General features: G+C 72.0%; 17 protein-coding genes and 1 pseudogene. 4 read left to right on the top strand and 14 right to left on the bottom strand.

Features of this window, described 5'->3' with window-relative positions; genetic code table 11:
- Positions 1-2: 2 nt before the first annotated feature.
- From CCN72_RS17585 to CCN72_RS17575, 3 genes are all read right to left on the bottom strand, one after another.
- Positions 3-887, bottom strand: a complete 885-nt coding sequence (locus CCN72_RS17585; protein WP_086808338.1) for an LLM class F420-dependent oxidoreductase — start codon at positions 885-887, stop codon at positions 3-5.
- 78 nt (positions 888-965) lie between these two features.
- Entirely contained in the window at positions 966-3,539 is a 2,574-nt protein-coding gene (locus tag CCN72_RS17580) for an ABC transporter permease (RefSeq protein WP_086808337.1), read from the bottom strand.
- A 4-nt stretch (positions 3,540-3,543) separates the two neighbouring features.
- On the bottom strand, positions 3,544-4,371 hold the full coding sequence (locus CCN72_RS17575; protein ID WP_086808336.1) for an ABC transporter ATP-binding protein: 828 nt from the start codon (positions 4,369-4,371) through the stop codon (positions 3,544-3,546).
- 200 nt (positions 4,372-4,571) lie between these two features.
- Here CCN72_RS17575 and CCN72_RS17570 point away from each other — a divergent pair, with 200 nt between their 5' ends.
- Both CCN72_RS17570 and CCN72_RS17565 read left to right on the top strand, forming a co-directional pair.
- Positions 4,572-4,814, top strand: a complete 243-nt coding sequence (locus tag CCN72_RS17570; RefSeq protein ID WP_037658805.1) for a hypothetical protein — start codon at positions 4,572-4,574, stop codon at positions 4,812-4,814.
- 52 nt (positions 4,815-4,866) lie between these two features.
- Positions 4,867-5,205: a hypothetical protein gene (locus tag CCN72_RS17565; protein ID WP_051850360.1), complete on the top strand. Its 339-nt coding sequence runs from the start codon at positions 4,867-4,869 to the stop codon at positions 5,203-5,205.
- Here the strand turns inward: CCN72_RS17565 and CCN72_RS17560 are convergent, their stop codons facing one another.
- From CCN72_RS17560 to bioB, 4 genes are all read right to left on the bottom strand, one after another.
- Positions 5,206-5,892, bottom strand: a complete 687-nt coding sequence (locus tag CCN72_RS17560; protein ID WP_086808335.1) for a class I SAM-dependent methyltransferase — start codon at positions 5,890-5,892, stop codon at positions 5,206-5,208.
- 121 nt (positions 5,893-6,013) lie between these two features.
- On the bottom strand, positions 6,014-6,730 hold the full coding sequence (gene bioD / locus CCN72_RS17555) for a dethiobiotin synthase (protein ID WP_086808334.1): 717 nt from the start codon (positions 6,728-6,730) through the stop codon (positions 6,014-6,016).
- 1 nt (position 6,731) lies between these two features.
- Complete coding sequence (locus CCN72_RS17550; RefSeq protein WP_086808333.1) at positions 6,732-8,021, bottom strand: adenosylmethionine--8-amino-7-oxononanoate transaminase; 1,290 nt, start codon at positions 8,019-8,021, stop codon at positions 6,732-6,734.
- A complete protein-coding gene (gene bioB, locus CCN72_RS17545) occupies positions 8,014-9,216 on the bottom strand; it encodes a biotin synthase BioB (RefSeq protein WP_086808332.1) in 1,203 nt (400 codons plus the stop codon). The genes CCN72_RS17550 and bioB overlap by 8 nt, the downstream gene beginning before the upstream one ends.
- A gap of 147 nt (positions 9,217-9,363) precedes the next feature.
- On the opposite strand from bioB, the gene CCN72_RS17540 reads away from it, so the two are divergent.
- Positions 9,364-10,491, top strand: coding sequence for an 8-amino-7-oxononanoate synthase (locus tag CCN72_RS17540; RefSeq protein ID WP_086808331.1), 1,128 nt, complete (start codon positions 9,364-9,366; stop codon positions 10,489-10,491).
- Between the two features lie 90 nt (positions 10,492-10,581).
- Here CCN72_RS17540 and CCN72_RS17535 read toward each other — a convergent pair whose 3' ends face one another.
- On the bottom strand, positions 10,582-10,806 hold the full coding sequence (locus tag CCN72_RS17535; protein ID WP_037658816.1) for a DUF397 domain-containing protein: 225 nt from the start codon (positions 10,804-10,806) through the stop codon (positions 10,582-10,584).
- A 10-nt stretch (positions 10,807-10,816) separates the two neighbouring features.
- Positions 10,817-11,680, bottom strand: a complete 864-nt coding sequence (locus CCN72_RS17530) for a helix-turn-helix domain-containing protein (RefSeq protein ID WP_086808330.1) — start codon at positions 11,678-11,680, stop codon at positions 10,817-10,819.
- A 213-nt stretch (positions 11,681-11,893) separates the two neighbouring features.
- On the opposite strand from CCN72_RS17530, the gene CCN72_RS17525 reads away from it, so the two are divergent.
- Positions 11,894-12,352 (top strand): ATP-binding protein, encoded by a 459-nt coding sequence (locus CCN72_RS17525; RefSeq protein WP_086808329.1) that lies wholly within the window; start codon positions 11,894-11,896, stop codon positions 12,350-12,352.
- Between the two features lie 153 nt (positions 12,353-12,505).
- Here the strand turns inward: CCN72_RS17525 and CCN72_RS17520 are convergent, their stop codons facing one another.
- The 5 genes and pseudogenes from CCN72_RS17520 to CCN72_RS17500 form a co-directional block, all read right to left on the bottom strand.
- Complete coding sequence (locus tag CCN72_RS17520) at positions 12,506-12,979, bottom strand: C40 family peptidase (protein WP_037658822.1); 474 nt, start codon at positions 12,977-12,979, stop codon at positions 12,506-12,508.
- Between the two features lie 574 nt (positions 12,980-13,553).
- A complete protein-coding gene (locus tag CCN72_RS17515) occupies positions 13,554-13,862 on the bottom strand; it encodes a hypothetical protein (protein ID WP_037658824.1) in 309 nt (102 codons plus the stop codon).
- Positions 13,863-13,869: 7 nt separating this feature from the next.
- On the bottom strand, positions 13,870-14,496 hold the full coding sequence (locus tag CCN72_RS17510) for an ATP-dependent Clp protease proteolytic subunit (RefSeq protein WP_086808328.1): 627 nt from the start codon (positions 14,494-14,496) through the stop codon (positions 13,870-13,872).
- Between the two features lie 168 nt (positions 14,497-14,664).
- Positions 14,665-15,215 (bottom strand): annotated as a pseudogene (locus CCN72_RS17505) (transposase family protein); the annotation flags it as partial.
- A 116-nt stretch (positions 15,216-15,331) separates the two neighbouring features.
- Positions 15,332-15,601 carry a YrhB domain-containing protein gene (locus CCN72_RS17500; RefSeq protein ID WP_244174285.1) on the bottom strand — a complete coding sequence of 90 codons (270 nt, stop codon included), beginning with the start codon at positions 15,599-15,601 and terminating at the stop codon, positions 15,332-15,334.
- Positions 15,602-15,652 lie beyond the last annotated feature (51 nt).

Here is a 15,652-nt window from a genome sequence, read left to right as displayed (position 1 = left end):
CATCATGCGGACTCGGCGCGCAGCCGCTCGATCACCGGCGCGAACGACTCCATCTGGGGCTCCAGGACGGTCAGGTTGGCGAATCCGTACCGCTCGCGCTGCGCCCTGATCTTCGCCACGATCTCCTCCAGCGGGCCCACCAGCATGATCGGCAGCGCCAGCGCGGCTTCCAGGGTCAGGTGCGGTTGCCGCTCCAGCACGGACTTGAGCGCCGTGCCGGGATCGCCGGTGACCGCGACCTGCTGGATCAGCAGGTTCAGCTCGGCGGGTTCGGCCCGGCCGGCCGCGAACTCACGGTAGCGCGCCACCCGTTCGTCCAGCTCGTCGGCGGTGAGCGGTTCGAGCGACCGTGTGCTCCCCGTCCGGGCGCCCGAGAAGGCCGCGATGTCGGCGTGCTCGGCGGTCAGCCGCAGCATCCGGTCGCCGTTGCCGCCGATCAGCAGCGGCACCCGGGCCTGCTCCGGGCGTGGCTGGTACTCCTCGGAACCGAGCAGCCGCGCCAATTCCTCGACCGTGCGGCGCAGATGGTCCACCCGCTCGCCCGCGGAGCCGAACGGCAGCCCGGCCGCGTCATGCTCCTCCCGCACATAGCCGGTGCCCAGGCCGAGTTCGAGCCGTCCGCCGGTGAGCGCGTCCGTGGTCGCGACCTCCCGGGCGAGCAACGTGGGGTTGTAGAAACCCGCGTTGAGCACGAGCGTGCCGACCCGGGCCCGCTCGGTCGCCTGCGCCGCCGCGACCAGCGCCGGGAACGGCGCCACCCAGCCGAGATGGTCGGGGACGAGGATCACGTCGTAGCCCAGCTCCTCGGCGCGGCGGCACTTCGCCCGCCACTCGGCCGCGGACGCGGGCGTGAGCATATTGACCCCGAAACGGAACGGGTGCGTCATGAAGTCTCCTCAACCGTAAGCGAATTGACCTTCAGCTGACATCTGATCACATCAGGTACCGGCGTACCCGGAGGGCGTTCACTCGTGGGCGATCGCGGCCAGCACATTCATCCGCGAGGCCCGCAGCGCGGGCAGCGCGGCGGCGACGACCCCCACCACCGCGGAGCCGACGACCACGGCCACGATCGTGCCCCAGGGGATCGCGAACGCCGTCAACCCGCGCAGTGCCAGCACCCGTTGCATGCACACGCCCCACACCAGGCCGAGGGCGAGACCGAGCACCGCGCCGAACACCGCGATCACCACCGACTCCAGCCGGATCATCCGCCGCAGCTGCCGCCGCCCAAGCCCGATCGCACGCAGCAGCCCGATCTCCCGGGTGCGCTCCACCACCGACAGGGCGAGGGTGTTGACCACGCCGAGCACCGCGATCACGATCGCCAGGCCCAGCAGCGCGTACACCAGGTACAGCAGCACACCGATCTGGTCGTGGACCAGCTGCTTGTAGTCGCTCTGGTCGCGCACCTGCACCTGCGGGAACGGCTTGAGCGCCTGTTCGAGGCGGGGACGCAGGTCATTCGGCACGGTGCCGGGCGCGGCGTTCACGTACAGCGCGGAGTCCTGGCCGCCGGGCGCGTACCGCTCCAGTGTGCCCAGACCGAAGAAGACACCGCCCTGGTCGCCGAAGCCGTCGGTGCCGGACCGCTCCGTGAGCGCGCCGACGGTCAGCCCCGCCCGGCGGCCGCCCGGGAACTCCACCGGCAGCACGCTGCCGAGCCGCACCCCGTGGTCCCGGGCGAAACTCGCGTCCAGGGCGAGGTGCCCCTCGGCCAGCGCGGCCGCCGAGCCACCGCGTGTGTAGGAGAGGTGCACGACGTCGTCCAGGCCCGGCCCGTAGCCGACCGCGCCCGTCTCCACCCGGCCCCCGTCGGGCAGCCGTACGGCGATCCGGGTCAGCCGCTGCGCCACGACCAGCCCGGCGCCCCTGGTCGCGGCCACCCGGTCGGCGATCTGCCGGGTGAACGGGGTGAAGTTGGCGTTCTGGACCGTGAAGTCGGCGCCGAGCCGCTTGTCGATCTGCTGGTCGAACGACGCCGACATGGACGCGCTCGCCACCGACATCCCTCCCACCAGGGCCAGCCCCACCATCAGCGCGGCGGCCGTGGCACCGGTACGGCGGGGATTGCGCAGGGCGTTGCGCCGGCTCATCCGGCCCACCGCTCCGAACACGGCGGGGAAGCCCGCGCCCAGCACCCGGATCACCGGCCGCACCAGCAGCGGCCCCGCCACCACCGTGGCGATCAGCGTCAGCGCCACCCCGGCGCCCAGCAGCGCGGCGGCGGGTCCGGTACGTGTGGCCGCCGCGCATCCGGCCAGCGCCGCGGCTCCCAGCGCCCCGACCGCCGCCCCGGCGATCGCCCGCGCCCGCAACGGCTTGCCCACACCGGCGACCTCGGCATCCGCGAGCGCCGCCATGGGGGAGACGGCCGCCGCACGCCGGGCGGGCAGATAGGCGGCCACGAAGGTCACACCGAGCCCGACCACGTACGCGGCGACGGGCGTGCCCCAGCCGATCACCATCTGGGCGGCGCTCAGATTCATCCCGAACGCCCGCATCAGGCCGATCAGCCCGAACGCCAGCCCGATCCCGGCCGCGAGACCGAGCGTCGAGCCGACCAGGCCGAGCAGCAGCGCCTCCGTCAGCACCGAGCGCCGTACCTGCCGCCGGTCGGCGCCCAGCGCGCGCAGCAGGCCCAGCTCCCGGGTGCGCTGGGCGATCAGCATGGAAAAGGTGTTGACGATCAGGAACACACCCACCAGGAGCGCGACCCCGGCGAAGCCCAGCATCACGTATTTGATGACGTCCAGGAACGTGCCGAGACTGGCCGCCGCCGACTTGGCCTGCTCGTTCGCCGTCTTCACGTCGTACGTCGCGGCGTGCGTGCCGAGCGCCGCGACCACCCGGTGCTCGAGCTGCTCGTCGGAGACGCCCCGGGCGGCGTCCACGGAGACGGCGGTGGCCCGTGCGGCCGAGCCGAGAAGCCGGCGCCCGGCCACGGCGGGGTCCAGGAAGAGCAGGGCCGCGCCCGGGTTGGTCGTGGTGAACGTGGCGATCCCGACGACCCGCACCCGGAACATGCCGGGCTGCGCCTGCACGGTCAGCGTGTCGCCGATCCGCACCTTTCGCTTCCCGGCCGTGTCGGCGTCCAGCAGCGCCTCGCCCGGACCGTGCGGGGCGTGCCCGGAGGTCAGCTCCACCGGGCTGTGCCGGGTCGGGTACCAGGAGCCGGCCAGGGTGGGCGCGCCGTTGGTCGGACTGATCGAGCGGTTGTGGCGGTCGACCACCACGAGGTTCTGCACCTGTACCTCGGCGCGCGCCGCCGCCACCCCGTCGACCTTCGCCACCGTGTCCCGCAGCGCGGCGGGCAGCGTCTGCACCGCGCCGCTCGCCCGCGCGGACATCAGATCGCGCCGGGGCTGCACGGTCACGTCGGCGGCGGTGGAGGCGAACAACCGGTCGAACGTGCGGGTGACCGTGTCGGAGAAGATCAGGCTGCCCGCGACGAACGCCACGGACAGCACCACGGCCAGCGCGGACAGCGCGAGCCGCCCCTTGTGCGCGAGGAAGCTCCTCAGGGTCGCCTTGAGCACCGGGTCAGTCCTTCCGCGCGGCACCCGTGCCGGGCGTGTCGTCGAGCCGCCTCGTCCGCTCCCCGTCGAACCGTTTCATCCGCTCCAGGACCCGCTCCGCCGTCGGCCGGGCCAGCTCGTCCACGATCCGTCCGTCGGCGAGGAAGAGCACCAGGTCGGAGTGGGCGGCGGCGCCCGGGTCATGGGTGACCATGACGACGGTCTGCCCCAGGTCGTCCACCGCGCCGCGCAGAATGCCCAGCACCTCGAGACCGGCCCGCGAGTCGAGGTTTCCGGTCGGTTCGTCGGCGAAGATCAGCTCGGGCCGGGAGGCCAGCGCCCGGGCGCACGCCACCCGCTGCTGCTGACCGCCCGAGAGCTGGCTCGGCCGATGCCCGAGCCGCCCCCGCAGCCCGAGCGTGTCGATCACCTGATCGAGCCACGCCTGATCGGGTCTGCGGCCCGCGATGTCCATCGGCAGGGTGATGTTCTCGGCGGCGGTCAGCGTCGGAATGAGATTGAACGACTGGAACATGAACCCGATCCGGTCCCGCCGCAGCCGGGTCAGCTCCCGCTCCCGCAGCCCCGTGATCTCGGTCTCGCCCAGCCACACCTGCCCGGCCGACACGGTGTCGAGCCCCGCCAGGCAGTGCATCAGCGTGGACTTGCCGGACCCCGAGGGCCCCATCACGGCGGTGAACCGGCCCCGCGCGATGTCCACGTCCACCGAGTCCAGCGCGAGCACGGCGGTCTCGCCCGCGCCGTATGCCTTGGTCAGCCCGCGGGCGCGGGCCGCGGTCCCCTCACCCGGCGCGCGGCCGGGGGCGTGCTGTGCGGCAGCGGATGTGGACAAGACCGCCTCCCGGTCACCGGTACGAGCTGTCCCGGGTGAGCCTAATGTGACCGGCGGCACAGCGGGAATCGGCGGGCACGGGGGATCCGGCGGAGCCGACGGGCGGGATCCCGGTGAGCCCCGGTGCGGCGCGCCCGTGCGCCCCCTTGTGCTTCCGGCCCCGCTTGCCCCCGCTAGCACCTGGGCGCTAGCGTCAAGACATGGCGAAGACCCAGCTGAACGTGCGCGTGGACGAGGGCACCGCCCGCGCGGCGCGTGAGCGCGCGCTGGCCCGTGGGATGAGCGTCAACCGCTACATCGAGGAACTGGTCAGACAGGACACCGGCGAAGCCGGCCGCACCTTCGTGGAGGCCGCCGCCGACTTCATGAAGCAGTACGAGTCCGTGTTCGCCGAGGAGTTCACCGAGGCGCGCGGCACCGCTCCGGGCGAAGGACGCAGCTGATCCCTTGAGCGATTCCCCGAACGGGCTGAGCATCGACCTCGCCTGGCTGCTCATGCTCGCCGAACAGAAGACGCCCGGGGACCCGCAGGTCACTGACTGGGGCGCGCTGATCGCCGCCGTGGCCCGGCACCGGGCGGAGATCTTCGGCGTGCCGGTGTACGAGACGCCGTACACCCGCGCCGCCGCCCTCCTCCAGCTGCTCATCCACGTACCGGCGCTCGAACGCTCCAACGCGCTGTTCGCCTCTGCGGTCGCCTACGCCTATCTGGTCGCCAGCGGCGCCAAGGTCGTCACCACGCCGGAACAGGTGCGCGACCTCGCCCGGCTGGTCAAGGACGGCGCCGCGAGCATCGACGACATCGCCCGGGAGCTGCGCCGCTGGAGCCTGTGATCAGGAGGCGCCCGGTGTGCCGTCGGGCCGCCAGGCGGTCCCCAGCACACAGTACGAGGCCGGCAGCCGAGGTCCGCGTTCCGGCAGCGACAGGCCGCGGTACGGCCCGAGTTCGAACCCGGCGCGGCGCAGCGCGGCCACCGGGTCCCGGGCCAGATGGCAGCCCCCGGCGAGCGCCGGCCACACCGTACGGTCGAGGGCGCGCTGGGTCAGCCGCATCGCGGGACCGCCGCCGCGCCCGTGCTCGAAGAACCGCACCTGCCCGCCGGGCCTGAGCACCCGCCGCGCCTCTTCCAGCGCCCGCGCCACATCGCGCACGCTGCACAGCACCAGGGACAGCACCACCGCGTCGAACGCCCCGCTCTCGACGGGCAGCGCCTCCGCCGCGCCGGGCACCACGTCGACCGGCACCGGTGCGCGCCGCGCCGACTCCCGCGCCAACCGGCCCAGCAACGGCTCCGGTTCGACGGCGACGACCTGTGCGACGGTCGCGGGATAGCGGGCGAAGTTGAGCCCGTTGCCCGCGCCGACCTCGATCACCCGGCCGGACAGCCCGGCGAGCAGCCGCCCCCGCACCCCGGCGAACCCGAGCCACGCGTCCGCCCCGACACTGACGCGCGCGTAGTACCGCGCGAACACCGGATGCCGTACGGCCCCCGGCCCCGGCGCCTCGGACCCCAGCCGCATACCGACCTCCCGGACATCACGGACCTGAGGGAAGTATCCCCACGATCCGCCCCGGACAGACCCCAGGGCCTCTCGTCCGGATCATGCCGGGCTCGCGGGCCCTGGTGCCGCGCGAAAGACCCTAGGCCCCTTCCCGTGCGCGGAACGCCTCCGCGTCCCAGGTGCCGTCCAGCCGCGGGGTCAGCCAGCCCGGGGCCGACGCCCTGAAGTCGGCCGGGGGCAGGGCACCCGCGCCCGCGGGCAGGGCGCCCAGCAGGGGCGCGCCGGAGACCTCGGGCAGGTCGGCGACATTGCAGCGGGTGGCCAGGTCGGGCGCGGCGGGCCAGCTGCCGATCACCACCCCGAGCGGTTCGAGGCCGTGGCGGCGCAGCTCGCGCGCCGTCAGCTCCGTGGCGTTCAGCGTGCCCAGACCCGCCTGGGCCACGATCAGCACCGGCGCGCCCAGCGACCGCGCCGCGTCGGCCAGGGTGCCGCCCGCCGCGTCGAACCGTACGAGCAGCCCGCCCGCCCCCTCGACCAGCACCAGATCGTGCTCCGCGGCCAGTTTGGCGGCCCGCTCGGCCACCTCCTGCGGATGCACCGGCGCCAGGCCGGCCCGCCGCGCCGCCGTGCCCGGGGCCAACGGCTCGGGATAGCGGGCGACCTCCTGTGCCGTGACGGCGCCGGCGAGCCGGGCCACCTCGTCGGCGTCCCCCCGCTCGTCGGGCCGTACCCCCGTCTGGGCGGCCTTGAGGACGGCCACCGAACGCCCGGCCGCGAGCGCCGCCGCGGCGACGGCGGCCGTGGTGACGGTCTTGCCGACCTCCGTGCCCGTCCCCGTGATCACCAGTACCGGCATCTCATCCCTCCCGCGCCGCCGCGCACACCGCGCGCGCGATCCTCGCCACGTCCTCGTCGGAGGTGACGTACGGCGGCATCGTGTACACCAGATCGCGGAACGGGCGCAGCCACACGCCCTCCCCGACGGCCGCACGGGTGGCCGCCGCCATGTCGACCTCGCGGTCCAGCTGGACGACCCCGATGGCGCCCAGCACCCGTACGTCCCGCACACCCGGCAGCTCGGCCGCCGGGGCGAGACCCGCGGTCAGGCCCGCCTCGATCCGCTTGACCTCCGCCTGCCAGTCCTGGCCCATGAGGAGTTCCAGCGAGGCGCAGGCCACGGCGGCGGCCAGCGGATTGCCCATGAACGTCGGCCCGTGCGCCAGCACCGGCACCTCGCCCCGGGAGATCCCCATCGCCACCCGCGAGGTGCACAGCGTGGCCGCCATCGTCAGATAGCCGCCGGTCAGCGCCTTGCCCACGCACATCACATCCGGGGTGACGGCCGCGTGGTCCGCCGCGAACAGGGCGCCCGTACGCCCGAACCCGGTCGCGATCTCGTCGAACACCAGCAGCACGTCATGCGCGTCGCACGCTTCGCGCAGCACCCGCAGATACGCGGGGGAGTGGAAGCGCATCCCGCCCGCGCCCTGTACCACCGGCTCCACGATCACCGCGGCCAGCTCGTCCGCGTGCCGCCCGATCAGCTCGCGCAGCTGCTCCGCGTACGACTCCTCGTACCCGGCCGGCGGCGCGTCCGCGAAGACCTGGCGCGGCAGCACGCCGGACCACAGCTCGTGCATCCCGCCCTCGGGGTCGCACACCGACATCGGCTGCCAGGTGTCCCCGTGATAGCCGCCCCGCCAGGTCAGCAGCCGCTGCTTGCCGGGGCGGCCGAGCGAACGCCAGTACTGGAGGCACATCTTGACGGCGACCTCGACCGACACCGAGCCGGAGTCGGCCAGGAACACATGCTCCAGACCCTCGGGCGACATGTCGACAAGGAGCTTCGCGAGCCGGACGGCGGGCTCATGGGTGAGCCCGCCGAACATCACATGGCTCATGCGCCCCAGCTGCCGCTGCGCCGCCTCGTTGAGCACCGGGTGGTTGTAGCCGTGGATCGCCGACCACCACGAGGACATGCCGTCCACCAGCTCGCCCGAGCCGTCCGCGAGCCGCAGCCGGACCCCGCTCGCCGACTCCACGACGAGCGGTTCGACGCGTCCGGGCATCGGGCCGTACGGATGCCAGACATGCCGCCGGTCCAGCTCCAGCAGCTCGGGGACGCTCAGGTGGGGCAGGTCAGGCATTGGGCGCGAGATCCGTTCCGGCGCCCCGGCGGCGGACGGCGACCAGGTCGGTACGGGGCTCGTTCGCGGCCACCGGCTCACCGGCGGGCTCCGCGGGGGCCGAACCGCAGACCCCGGCGCCGTCGTGGCAGCCACCCGCGGCGGAGTCGTGGCAGCCGGTGTCGGCACCCTGGTGGCAGCCGCCGCCGCCCGCCCGGTGCTCCGGCAGGGTGACCTGCTCGGCGCCCTCCACCTCGAAACCGGCGTCGGCGATCATCTCCAGGTCGGCCTTGCCCGCCTGGCCCTCGCTGGTCAGGTAGTCGCCGAGGAAGATGGAGTTGGCGAGGTTCAGGGCGAGCGGCTGCATCGTGCGCAGATGCACCTCACGGCCGCCCGCGATCCGCACCTCGACGTCCGGGCACACGAAGCGGACCATCGCCAGGATCCGCAGACAGCGCTGCGGGGTGAGGTTCCACTCCTTGGCCAGCGGGGTGCCCTCGAACGGGATCAGGAAGTTCACCGGAACGGAGTCCGGGTCCAGCTCGCGCAGCGAGAAGACGACGTCCACCAGGTCCTCGTCGCTCTCGCCCATGCCGGCGATCAGACCGGAGCACGGCGAGAGACCGGCCGCGTGCGCCTTCTGCACCGTGTCCACCCGATCGGCGTACGTGTGGGTGGTGGTGATCTCCCCGTAGGTCGACTCCGAGGTGTTCAGGTTGTGGTTGTAGGCGTCCGCGCCGGCCTCGCGCAGCCGTTCGGCCTGGCCGTCGGAGAGCAGCCCGAGGCAGGCGCACACCTCGACGCCCTCGTTCCCGTCCTTGATGGCCTTGATGGTCTGCGAGACCCGGTCCACGTCCCGGTCCGTCGGACCGCGGCCGCTCGCCACCAGGCAGACGCGCTTGGCGCCGCCCGCGAGCCCCGCGGCGGCGGCCTGGGACGCCTCGTCGGGCTTGAGCCAGGTGTACTTGAGGATGCCCGCCTCGGAGCCGAGCCGCTGGGAGCAGTAGGAGCAGTCCTCGGGGCACAGGCCGGACTTGAGGTTGACCAGGTAGTTCAGTTTCACGCGCCGGCCGAACCAGTGCCGGCGCACCTTGCCGGCCGCGGCCACCACATCGAGCAGGTCGTCGTCGGAGGTGGCCAGCACGGCGAGCGCTTCCTCGCGGGTCGGCAGCTCGCGCCGAAGCCCCTTGTCCACCAGCGTGTTCAGCAGGTCCATGAGGCCCGATCCTGTCTTACGGGACCGCCCCGGGCCAAGGAGAGTTCACACAAGGAACACCGTTCACCGTGTGGGTATTGCCACACGGTGGGTGCCGGGCGGGCCAGCTAGGGTCTGTGCGCTACCTACAAAACTCCCGGAGGACTCATGGCGTTCGGCTGGATCGAGGAGCAGGCCAGGACGCGCCACCGGGCCGGACTCGTACGGCGCCTCAGCCCGCGCCCCGCCGCCTCCCCGCTGCTGGATCTGGCGAGCAACGACTATCTGGGCCTCGCCCGGCACCCCGAGGTGACCGAGGGCGCGGCACGGGCCGCCCGGACCTGGGGCGGCGGCGCCACCGGCTCCCGGCTGGTCACCGGCACCACCGAGCTGCACGCCGAACTGGAGCGGGAACTGGCCGCGTTCTGCGGCTTCGAGGCGGCCCTGGTCTTCTCCTCCGGGTACGCCGCCAACCTGGCCGCGGTCACCGCGCTCGGCCCGCACGGCTCGCTCGTCGTCTCCGACGCGGGCAACCACGCCTCGCTCATCGACGGCTGTCGGCTCGCCCGGGGCGAGACCCAGGTCGTCGGGCATGCCGACCCGCAGGCGGTGCGCAAGGCCCTCGCCACCCATGAGGGAGCGGCGATCGTGGTCTCGGACACCGTGTTCTCGGTCGACGGGGACCGGGCGCCGCTCGTGCGGCTGGCCGAGGCGTGCCGGGAGCGCGGCGCGGGGCTCGTCGTGGACGACGCCCACGGCCTCGGTGTACTGGGCGACGGCGGACGGGGCGCGGCGCAGGCGACCGGCCTCGCGGGCGCGCCGGACGTGGTGGCCACGGCCACGCTGTCCAAGTCGCTCGGCAGCCAGGGCGGAGTGGTGCTGGGTCCCGCGCGGGTGATCGACCATCTGGTCAACGCGGCCCGGACGTTCATCTTCGACACCGGACTGGCGCCGGCGGCGGCCGGTGCGGCCCTCGCGGCCCTGCGGCTGCTCGGCAGGGAACCCGAACGGGCGGCGCGGGCCCGCGAGGTGGCGGGGGAGCTGCACGCACGGCTGACCGCCGCGGGTCTGGAGGCGGTGCGTCCGGACGCCGCGGTGGTCTCCGTACGGGCCCCGTCCCCGGAGCAGGCGGTGCGCTGGGCGGCCGACTGCCGTACGGCGGGTCTGGCCGTGGGCTGTTTCCGTCCTCCCTCCGTGCCCGACGGCATCTCACGGCTGCGGCTGACCGCCCGCGCGGACCTCTCCGGGGCCGAGATCGCCCACGCGGTGCGGGTGATCGGCGAAACGCGACCATGAGTCGGCGTGACACGGCCGTGCTCCGCGGCTGATCGGGTCCGACGGGTGTTCCGACCGGTCCTGCGAGTTCTTCGACCGGTCCGGCGGGTTTCAGCGGAGCGCGGCCACGAAGCCGGCCCAGCTGTCCGCGGAGAAGAGCAGCGCGGGCCCGGTGGGATCCTTCGAGTCGCGCACGGCGAGCAGCCCGGACCGGGGTCCGGAGCGCGGCCGTGCCGTCTCCACGCAGTTGTTGGCTCCCGTGCTGTAACTGCTGCGCAGCCAGCGCACGTCGTACAGGTCGGTACTGGCAGGGACGTTCCGAGGCAGAGCTGACAATGGTGCCTCCTTACGCGCCGTCACCTATCCCGGCGATGTAGTCCAGCGAATCGTGGGGGGAAAGAGCGTGGCTCTGGAGGTTCTGGAAGGCCTCCGAGTACGCCCGGAGGTCTTCTTTCCGCTCCAGGTAGAGGCTACTCGTCAACTGGTCTAGAACAACCACATCGAGATCAGAAGTGCTCGGAAATGAGAAAATAACGAAAGGCCCGGTGAGGCCGACATGAGCCCCCGCCCCGAACGGCAGTACCTGGAGCCGCACTTGGGGCAGCCGGGCCGCCTCCATGAGCCGCTCCAGCTGGCGCGCCATCACCTTGGGACCGCCCACCTCCCTGCGCAGCACCGCCTCGTCCAGGACCGCGGACAGCTCCAGCGGCGGGTTCGAGCGCAGCACGTCCTGCCGGGCCAGGCGCACCTCCACCAGCGCGTCCAGGCGCTCCTCGTCCAGGTCCTTGACGGCCGCCCGGGTCACCGCGCGGGCGTAGTCGGCCGTCTGGAGCAGACCGGGCACGACGGTCGTCTCCAGCGTGCGCATCGCGCCGGCCTGCGACTCCAGGCTGATGAAGTCCCGGTACGTCGGCGGGAGCACCCCGCGGTAGGCGTGCCACCAGCGGTTGCGGTCGCCGTCGCCGTCCTCGGAGCCCGCCAGCATCAGCAGCAGCTCGCGCAGCTGGGCGTCACGCACGGCGTAGGCGTCCAGAAGTGAGCGAAGATCGGCCGGTTTCACACCACTGGCACCCGTCTCGATACGGCTCACCTTCGACTGGTGCCAGCCGACCAGCCGGGCCGCCTCTCCACTGGTGAGCCCCGCACCGGTGCGCAGCGTGCGCAGTTCGGCACCCAATTTGCGGCGGCGCACTGCCGGCCCGTTCTGCATGGGCTCCTCCTTACTCCTTACGGGCCGCCCGAATACGGTCTCCCGTCGCAGAGTTCACCGCATCGAGCGACAGATATATGCATATCTTGGTGGATCGCTCCCCGTGACCGGTTCGGTGGTGGCAGTCTGACGAGGAAGCACCAGTCCGGGACCGTACTCGAACCATCCGCTCCATGCAGGACTCCGGTCCCGTGGGAAAGGGACGACGTCGCCATGGCAGACCACCTGGAAGCATCCGTCACTCTGCCGAGCGATCCCGCCTCGGTCGCCGCCGCACGGTCGTACGTGGTGAGCACCCTGGCGGAGTGGGGCCTGCCCGCGGACGCCGAGGCGGCTTACACGGTGCGGCTGATCGTCTCCGAACTGGCCACCAACGCCGTACAGCACACCTTCGGGCAGTCCCCGACCTTCACGGTCGACATCGCGCTGGAGCGCGACGAACAGCTGCGCATCGGGGTCACTGACAGTCATCCGCGCTTCCCGAAGAGACTGCCCGCGGCCGTGCAGCAGGACAACGGCCGCGGGATGGTCATCATCCGCTGGCTCACCGCCGAGTGCGGCGGCAGGCTCCGCGTCCGCCCCACCCGGGAGGGCGGCAAGACGGTCTCCATCGAACTGCCCTGGACCGTCCCGGCCGAACCGGTGGCGACGGCGGGCCAGCAGGAGCCGTAGCGGGGGAGCCCGACACGGAGCCGCGAAACGTTCATCCGGCGGGTGCGCGGGACCCGTCCCGGGCCGCCCGGGGGCTGGAGGCGGCGCCGGGTGAGGGGGAAAGGCACAAGGAGCGGCCCGGTGGCTGGAGTCGCTCCCCCGTGCGCGGGCGGGTCAGCTGACCCGGCCGTACCAGACGCTCTTGGTCCAGATCTTCTCCAGCCGCACCACGGAGCCGCTCTTGGGCGCGTGCCAGATCTTGTTGTGACCGGCGTAGATGCCGACGTGGTAGACGTTCGAGCCGTAGTGGAAGAACACCAGGTCGCCGGCTCTGCGGCTGCCGGAGGAGATGTGGTGCGTCTTGTTGTACTGCTGCGCGGCGGTCCGCGGCAGCTTCTTCCCGGCCTTCTTGAACGAATAGAGCGTCAGCCCCGAGCAGTCGAACCGTCGCGGCCCGATGGCCCCCCACTGGTACGGGGCGCCCTTCTTGGACGCCGCGATGTTCAGGGCCTTCGTCGCCATCGTCGCGGCCGAGGCATCGGTGGAGAGGCCAGGAACCGCGATCGAGCCGCCCACGGCGGCCAGGGTGAGGGCCGAGGCCGTACCGGCACGGGCCATCAGCGACGGGACACGATTGAGCGCAGTCATGCGCAACCCTTCGTCAGCCGCCTGTGAAGGATGACCTGTCGGATTCGGGCTGGCGAAGTAGCCCGGCCGCGTTGCCACGGCTTCACCCCAAGGGCCGCCCGAAGCGTTCGTCCGTCCGCTCACGCGGACTGCCGACCGTTCCGGGGACCCGTACTGCCTGGGTCCTCCACTCCTGCCGATCCACTCCTGTCGACCGGTCATCCGGGCGGCGGCAGGACTCGGCGTCCGCCCGGACCGCCCCGCCGCGGTGGCGGGGGCTTGTCGTCAGACAGGGATCTTCACCCACAGCTGTCCGAAAATCCCAACGGAATCGGGGATTTGTGGCGTTACTCACCACTCGCCCGTTCGGGTGGAAGCTGCTCTGTTCGATGCTCCGTCAGGTCCGGTGCGTAGCCCCGGACCTGGGGAAAGGCGGTCGCGCGGGGAGCACGGACCCGGCCCGCGCGCAACTCGGGAGAACGGGAAACGGATCCGGATATACACCGGTCGGCGGTACGTCGTTCGGACCGTTTCGCGCCCGGACCCGGCGGCCGCGCGGACATCTCACACCCACCGGATCCGGTGGCCGTCCGGATCAGCCCACGGCGTCCGGCGGGAGCGCGACGCGAGCGACCCGGCGCTCACCGTCGAGCACCCGCAGCGCCCGTGCCAACGTGCCCCCGTGTACCTCCCGCTCGCCCCGGTCGTGCATCAGCTCCAGCGCGTCGCGCAGCTCTTCCGCCTTGCGTACGAGCGCCTGGGCCGCGCGCAGTCCGCGATAGGTGTCCCCGTCGCGCGCCGGGTTGATCCGGCCGAGCAGATCGACCACCGACAGATAGTGGTCGACCAGCTCGCCCTCCGCGTGCGTCAGCGCCGGCAGCGGCGGCAGCTCCTCGGGCAGCACGGCCGGCTCACCGCTCGCCGGGGAGGTCCCGGCGGCTGGGCACCACGCCGTCCACCAGGCCGTACGACCGCGCGCCCGGCGCGTCCAGCATGAGATCGCGCTCCAGGTCCTGGTGGACCTGCTCCTCGGTGCGCCCGGTGTGCCGGACCAGCATCTCCTCCATCAGGGTGCGCAGCCGGACCAGTTCGTCGGCCTGGATGAGCAGATCGCTCGGCTGGCCCTGCGCCGGCTCGGGCAGTTCGGGCTGGGAGAGCACCACACGCGCGCCGGGCAGGGTGAACCGCTTGCCGGGGGTGCCGGCGGCCAGCAGCACGGCGCCGACCGAGGCGGCCTGGCCCAGGCAGTACGTCTGCACCTCGCAGGTGACGTACTGCATCGTGTCGTAGATCGCCGTCATCGCGTGGAACGAGCCGCCCGGGCAGTTCAGATACAGCGTGATGTCCCGGTCCGGGGCCAGGTGTTCGAGGTGCATGAACTGGGTGATCACATCACTGGCCGCCGCCTCGTCCAGGGGCGTCCCGAGGAAGACGACCCGGTTCTCGAACAGCTTCGAGTACGGATCGAGCCGCCGCTCCCCGAAGTTGGTGCGCTCGGTGAACTCGGGCAGGACGTAACGGGCGGACGGTCGGGACATCTGGGCACACCCCTCCTCACGGCGGAGACCGGCGATCTCCGACTTCTGTACAGAATGTACAGGACGTACCTGACGTTATGATGGGGGTACATTCTAGTGATCCACTAAACGTCCCAGGTCAGAGCCTGTTTTGGCCGTCCTGTCGGGGCTGACGTCTCACAAATTTCTCTACGAACATTCGTGTGGATCGCCGGGCGGCAGACGAAGATGCCTGTGATGTACGAGTGGTTGGCCGAGCGGGGCCTGAAGTTGGTCATGCGGTTGGCTGATACGCGACCTGCGGAAGATCTGCCAGGACTTCAGCGGTGCCATGCCGCGTTCGACCGGTGCCCTCGTCACGGCCCAGGGCTCGGTTGACGGTGCGCTGGGTGACGGGTGAGTTCACCGCCTGGTGGCCGCTTGAGTCCGGTGGCGACCCAGCTACCGCCACCCGCGGCAGCGCGGGCGAGATCCACAGCCTCTCACTGGTGGGGTCGGTGACGACCTGGACGTTCACTCCGTGTCGGCGGTGTTTGGCCGAGTAGTCGGCTCGGCTGTCTCGGGCGCGGTCCCACTCGGCCAGGGCCCCGTCCAGCAGGACGAACTCCGGATCGTGCTCGCGCAGAGTGTTGAGCAGGCCAGGCTCGCTCGGCCAGCCGGCCGGTCACGGCGGTGACGTACACGTGGGCGGTGTCGACAGAAATCCCGAAGCCGGATGCGATCCGGGTGAGGGTGTCGTAGCAGCAGAGCCATCAAAGGCCAGCTTCACCTGGAAGATTAGGGCGGCAGTTCCTTCGGAAGGGTAGCCATCCGGGTCGCCTAAGGGCTGTCCCATACCTGAGGTTGCGGACAGTTGTCAGGCGCTCAGGTTCCTCCACAGGTGTCGGTCGTCCAGCGTCCCGAATCGCACGTCTCCGCGTTCAAGGTCGACGAGGATGGGCCAGCAGTCCAACAGTTGCTCTCTCGCATCACGCGAGGCGAGGTACTGCACAGAGTTGTAGGGCACGATCAGCAGCCCGTTGCTCTCACGGACCCGCTCTGCGTCGATGGCGAGAGGCGGCTCGTCATCACGCTGGCTGTGCGCGAGGAACGCCACCGCGAGTTGCAGGGCCTCGTCCTGCTCCATCATCCGTCTCCAGTCCGTCGGCTCGAAGGAGGCACCCTAACCGGCCTGGGA

This window comes from Streptomyces murinus (genome assembly GCF_002154555.1).
Classification (GTDB): domain Bacteria; phylum Actinomycetota; class Actinomycetes; order Streptomycetales; family Streptomycetaceae; genus Streptomyces; species Streptomyces murinus.
This window is presented reverse-complemented; position numbering and strand designations above follow the sequence as displayed.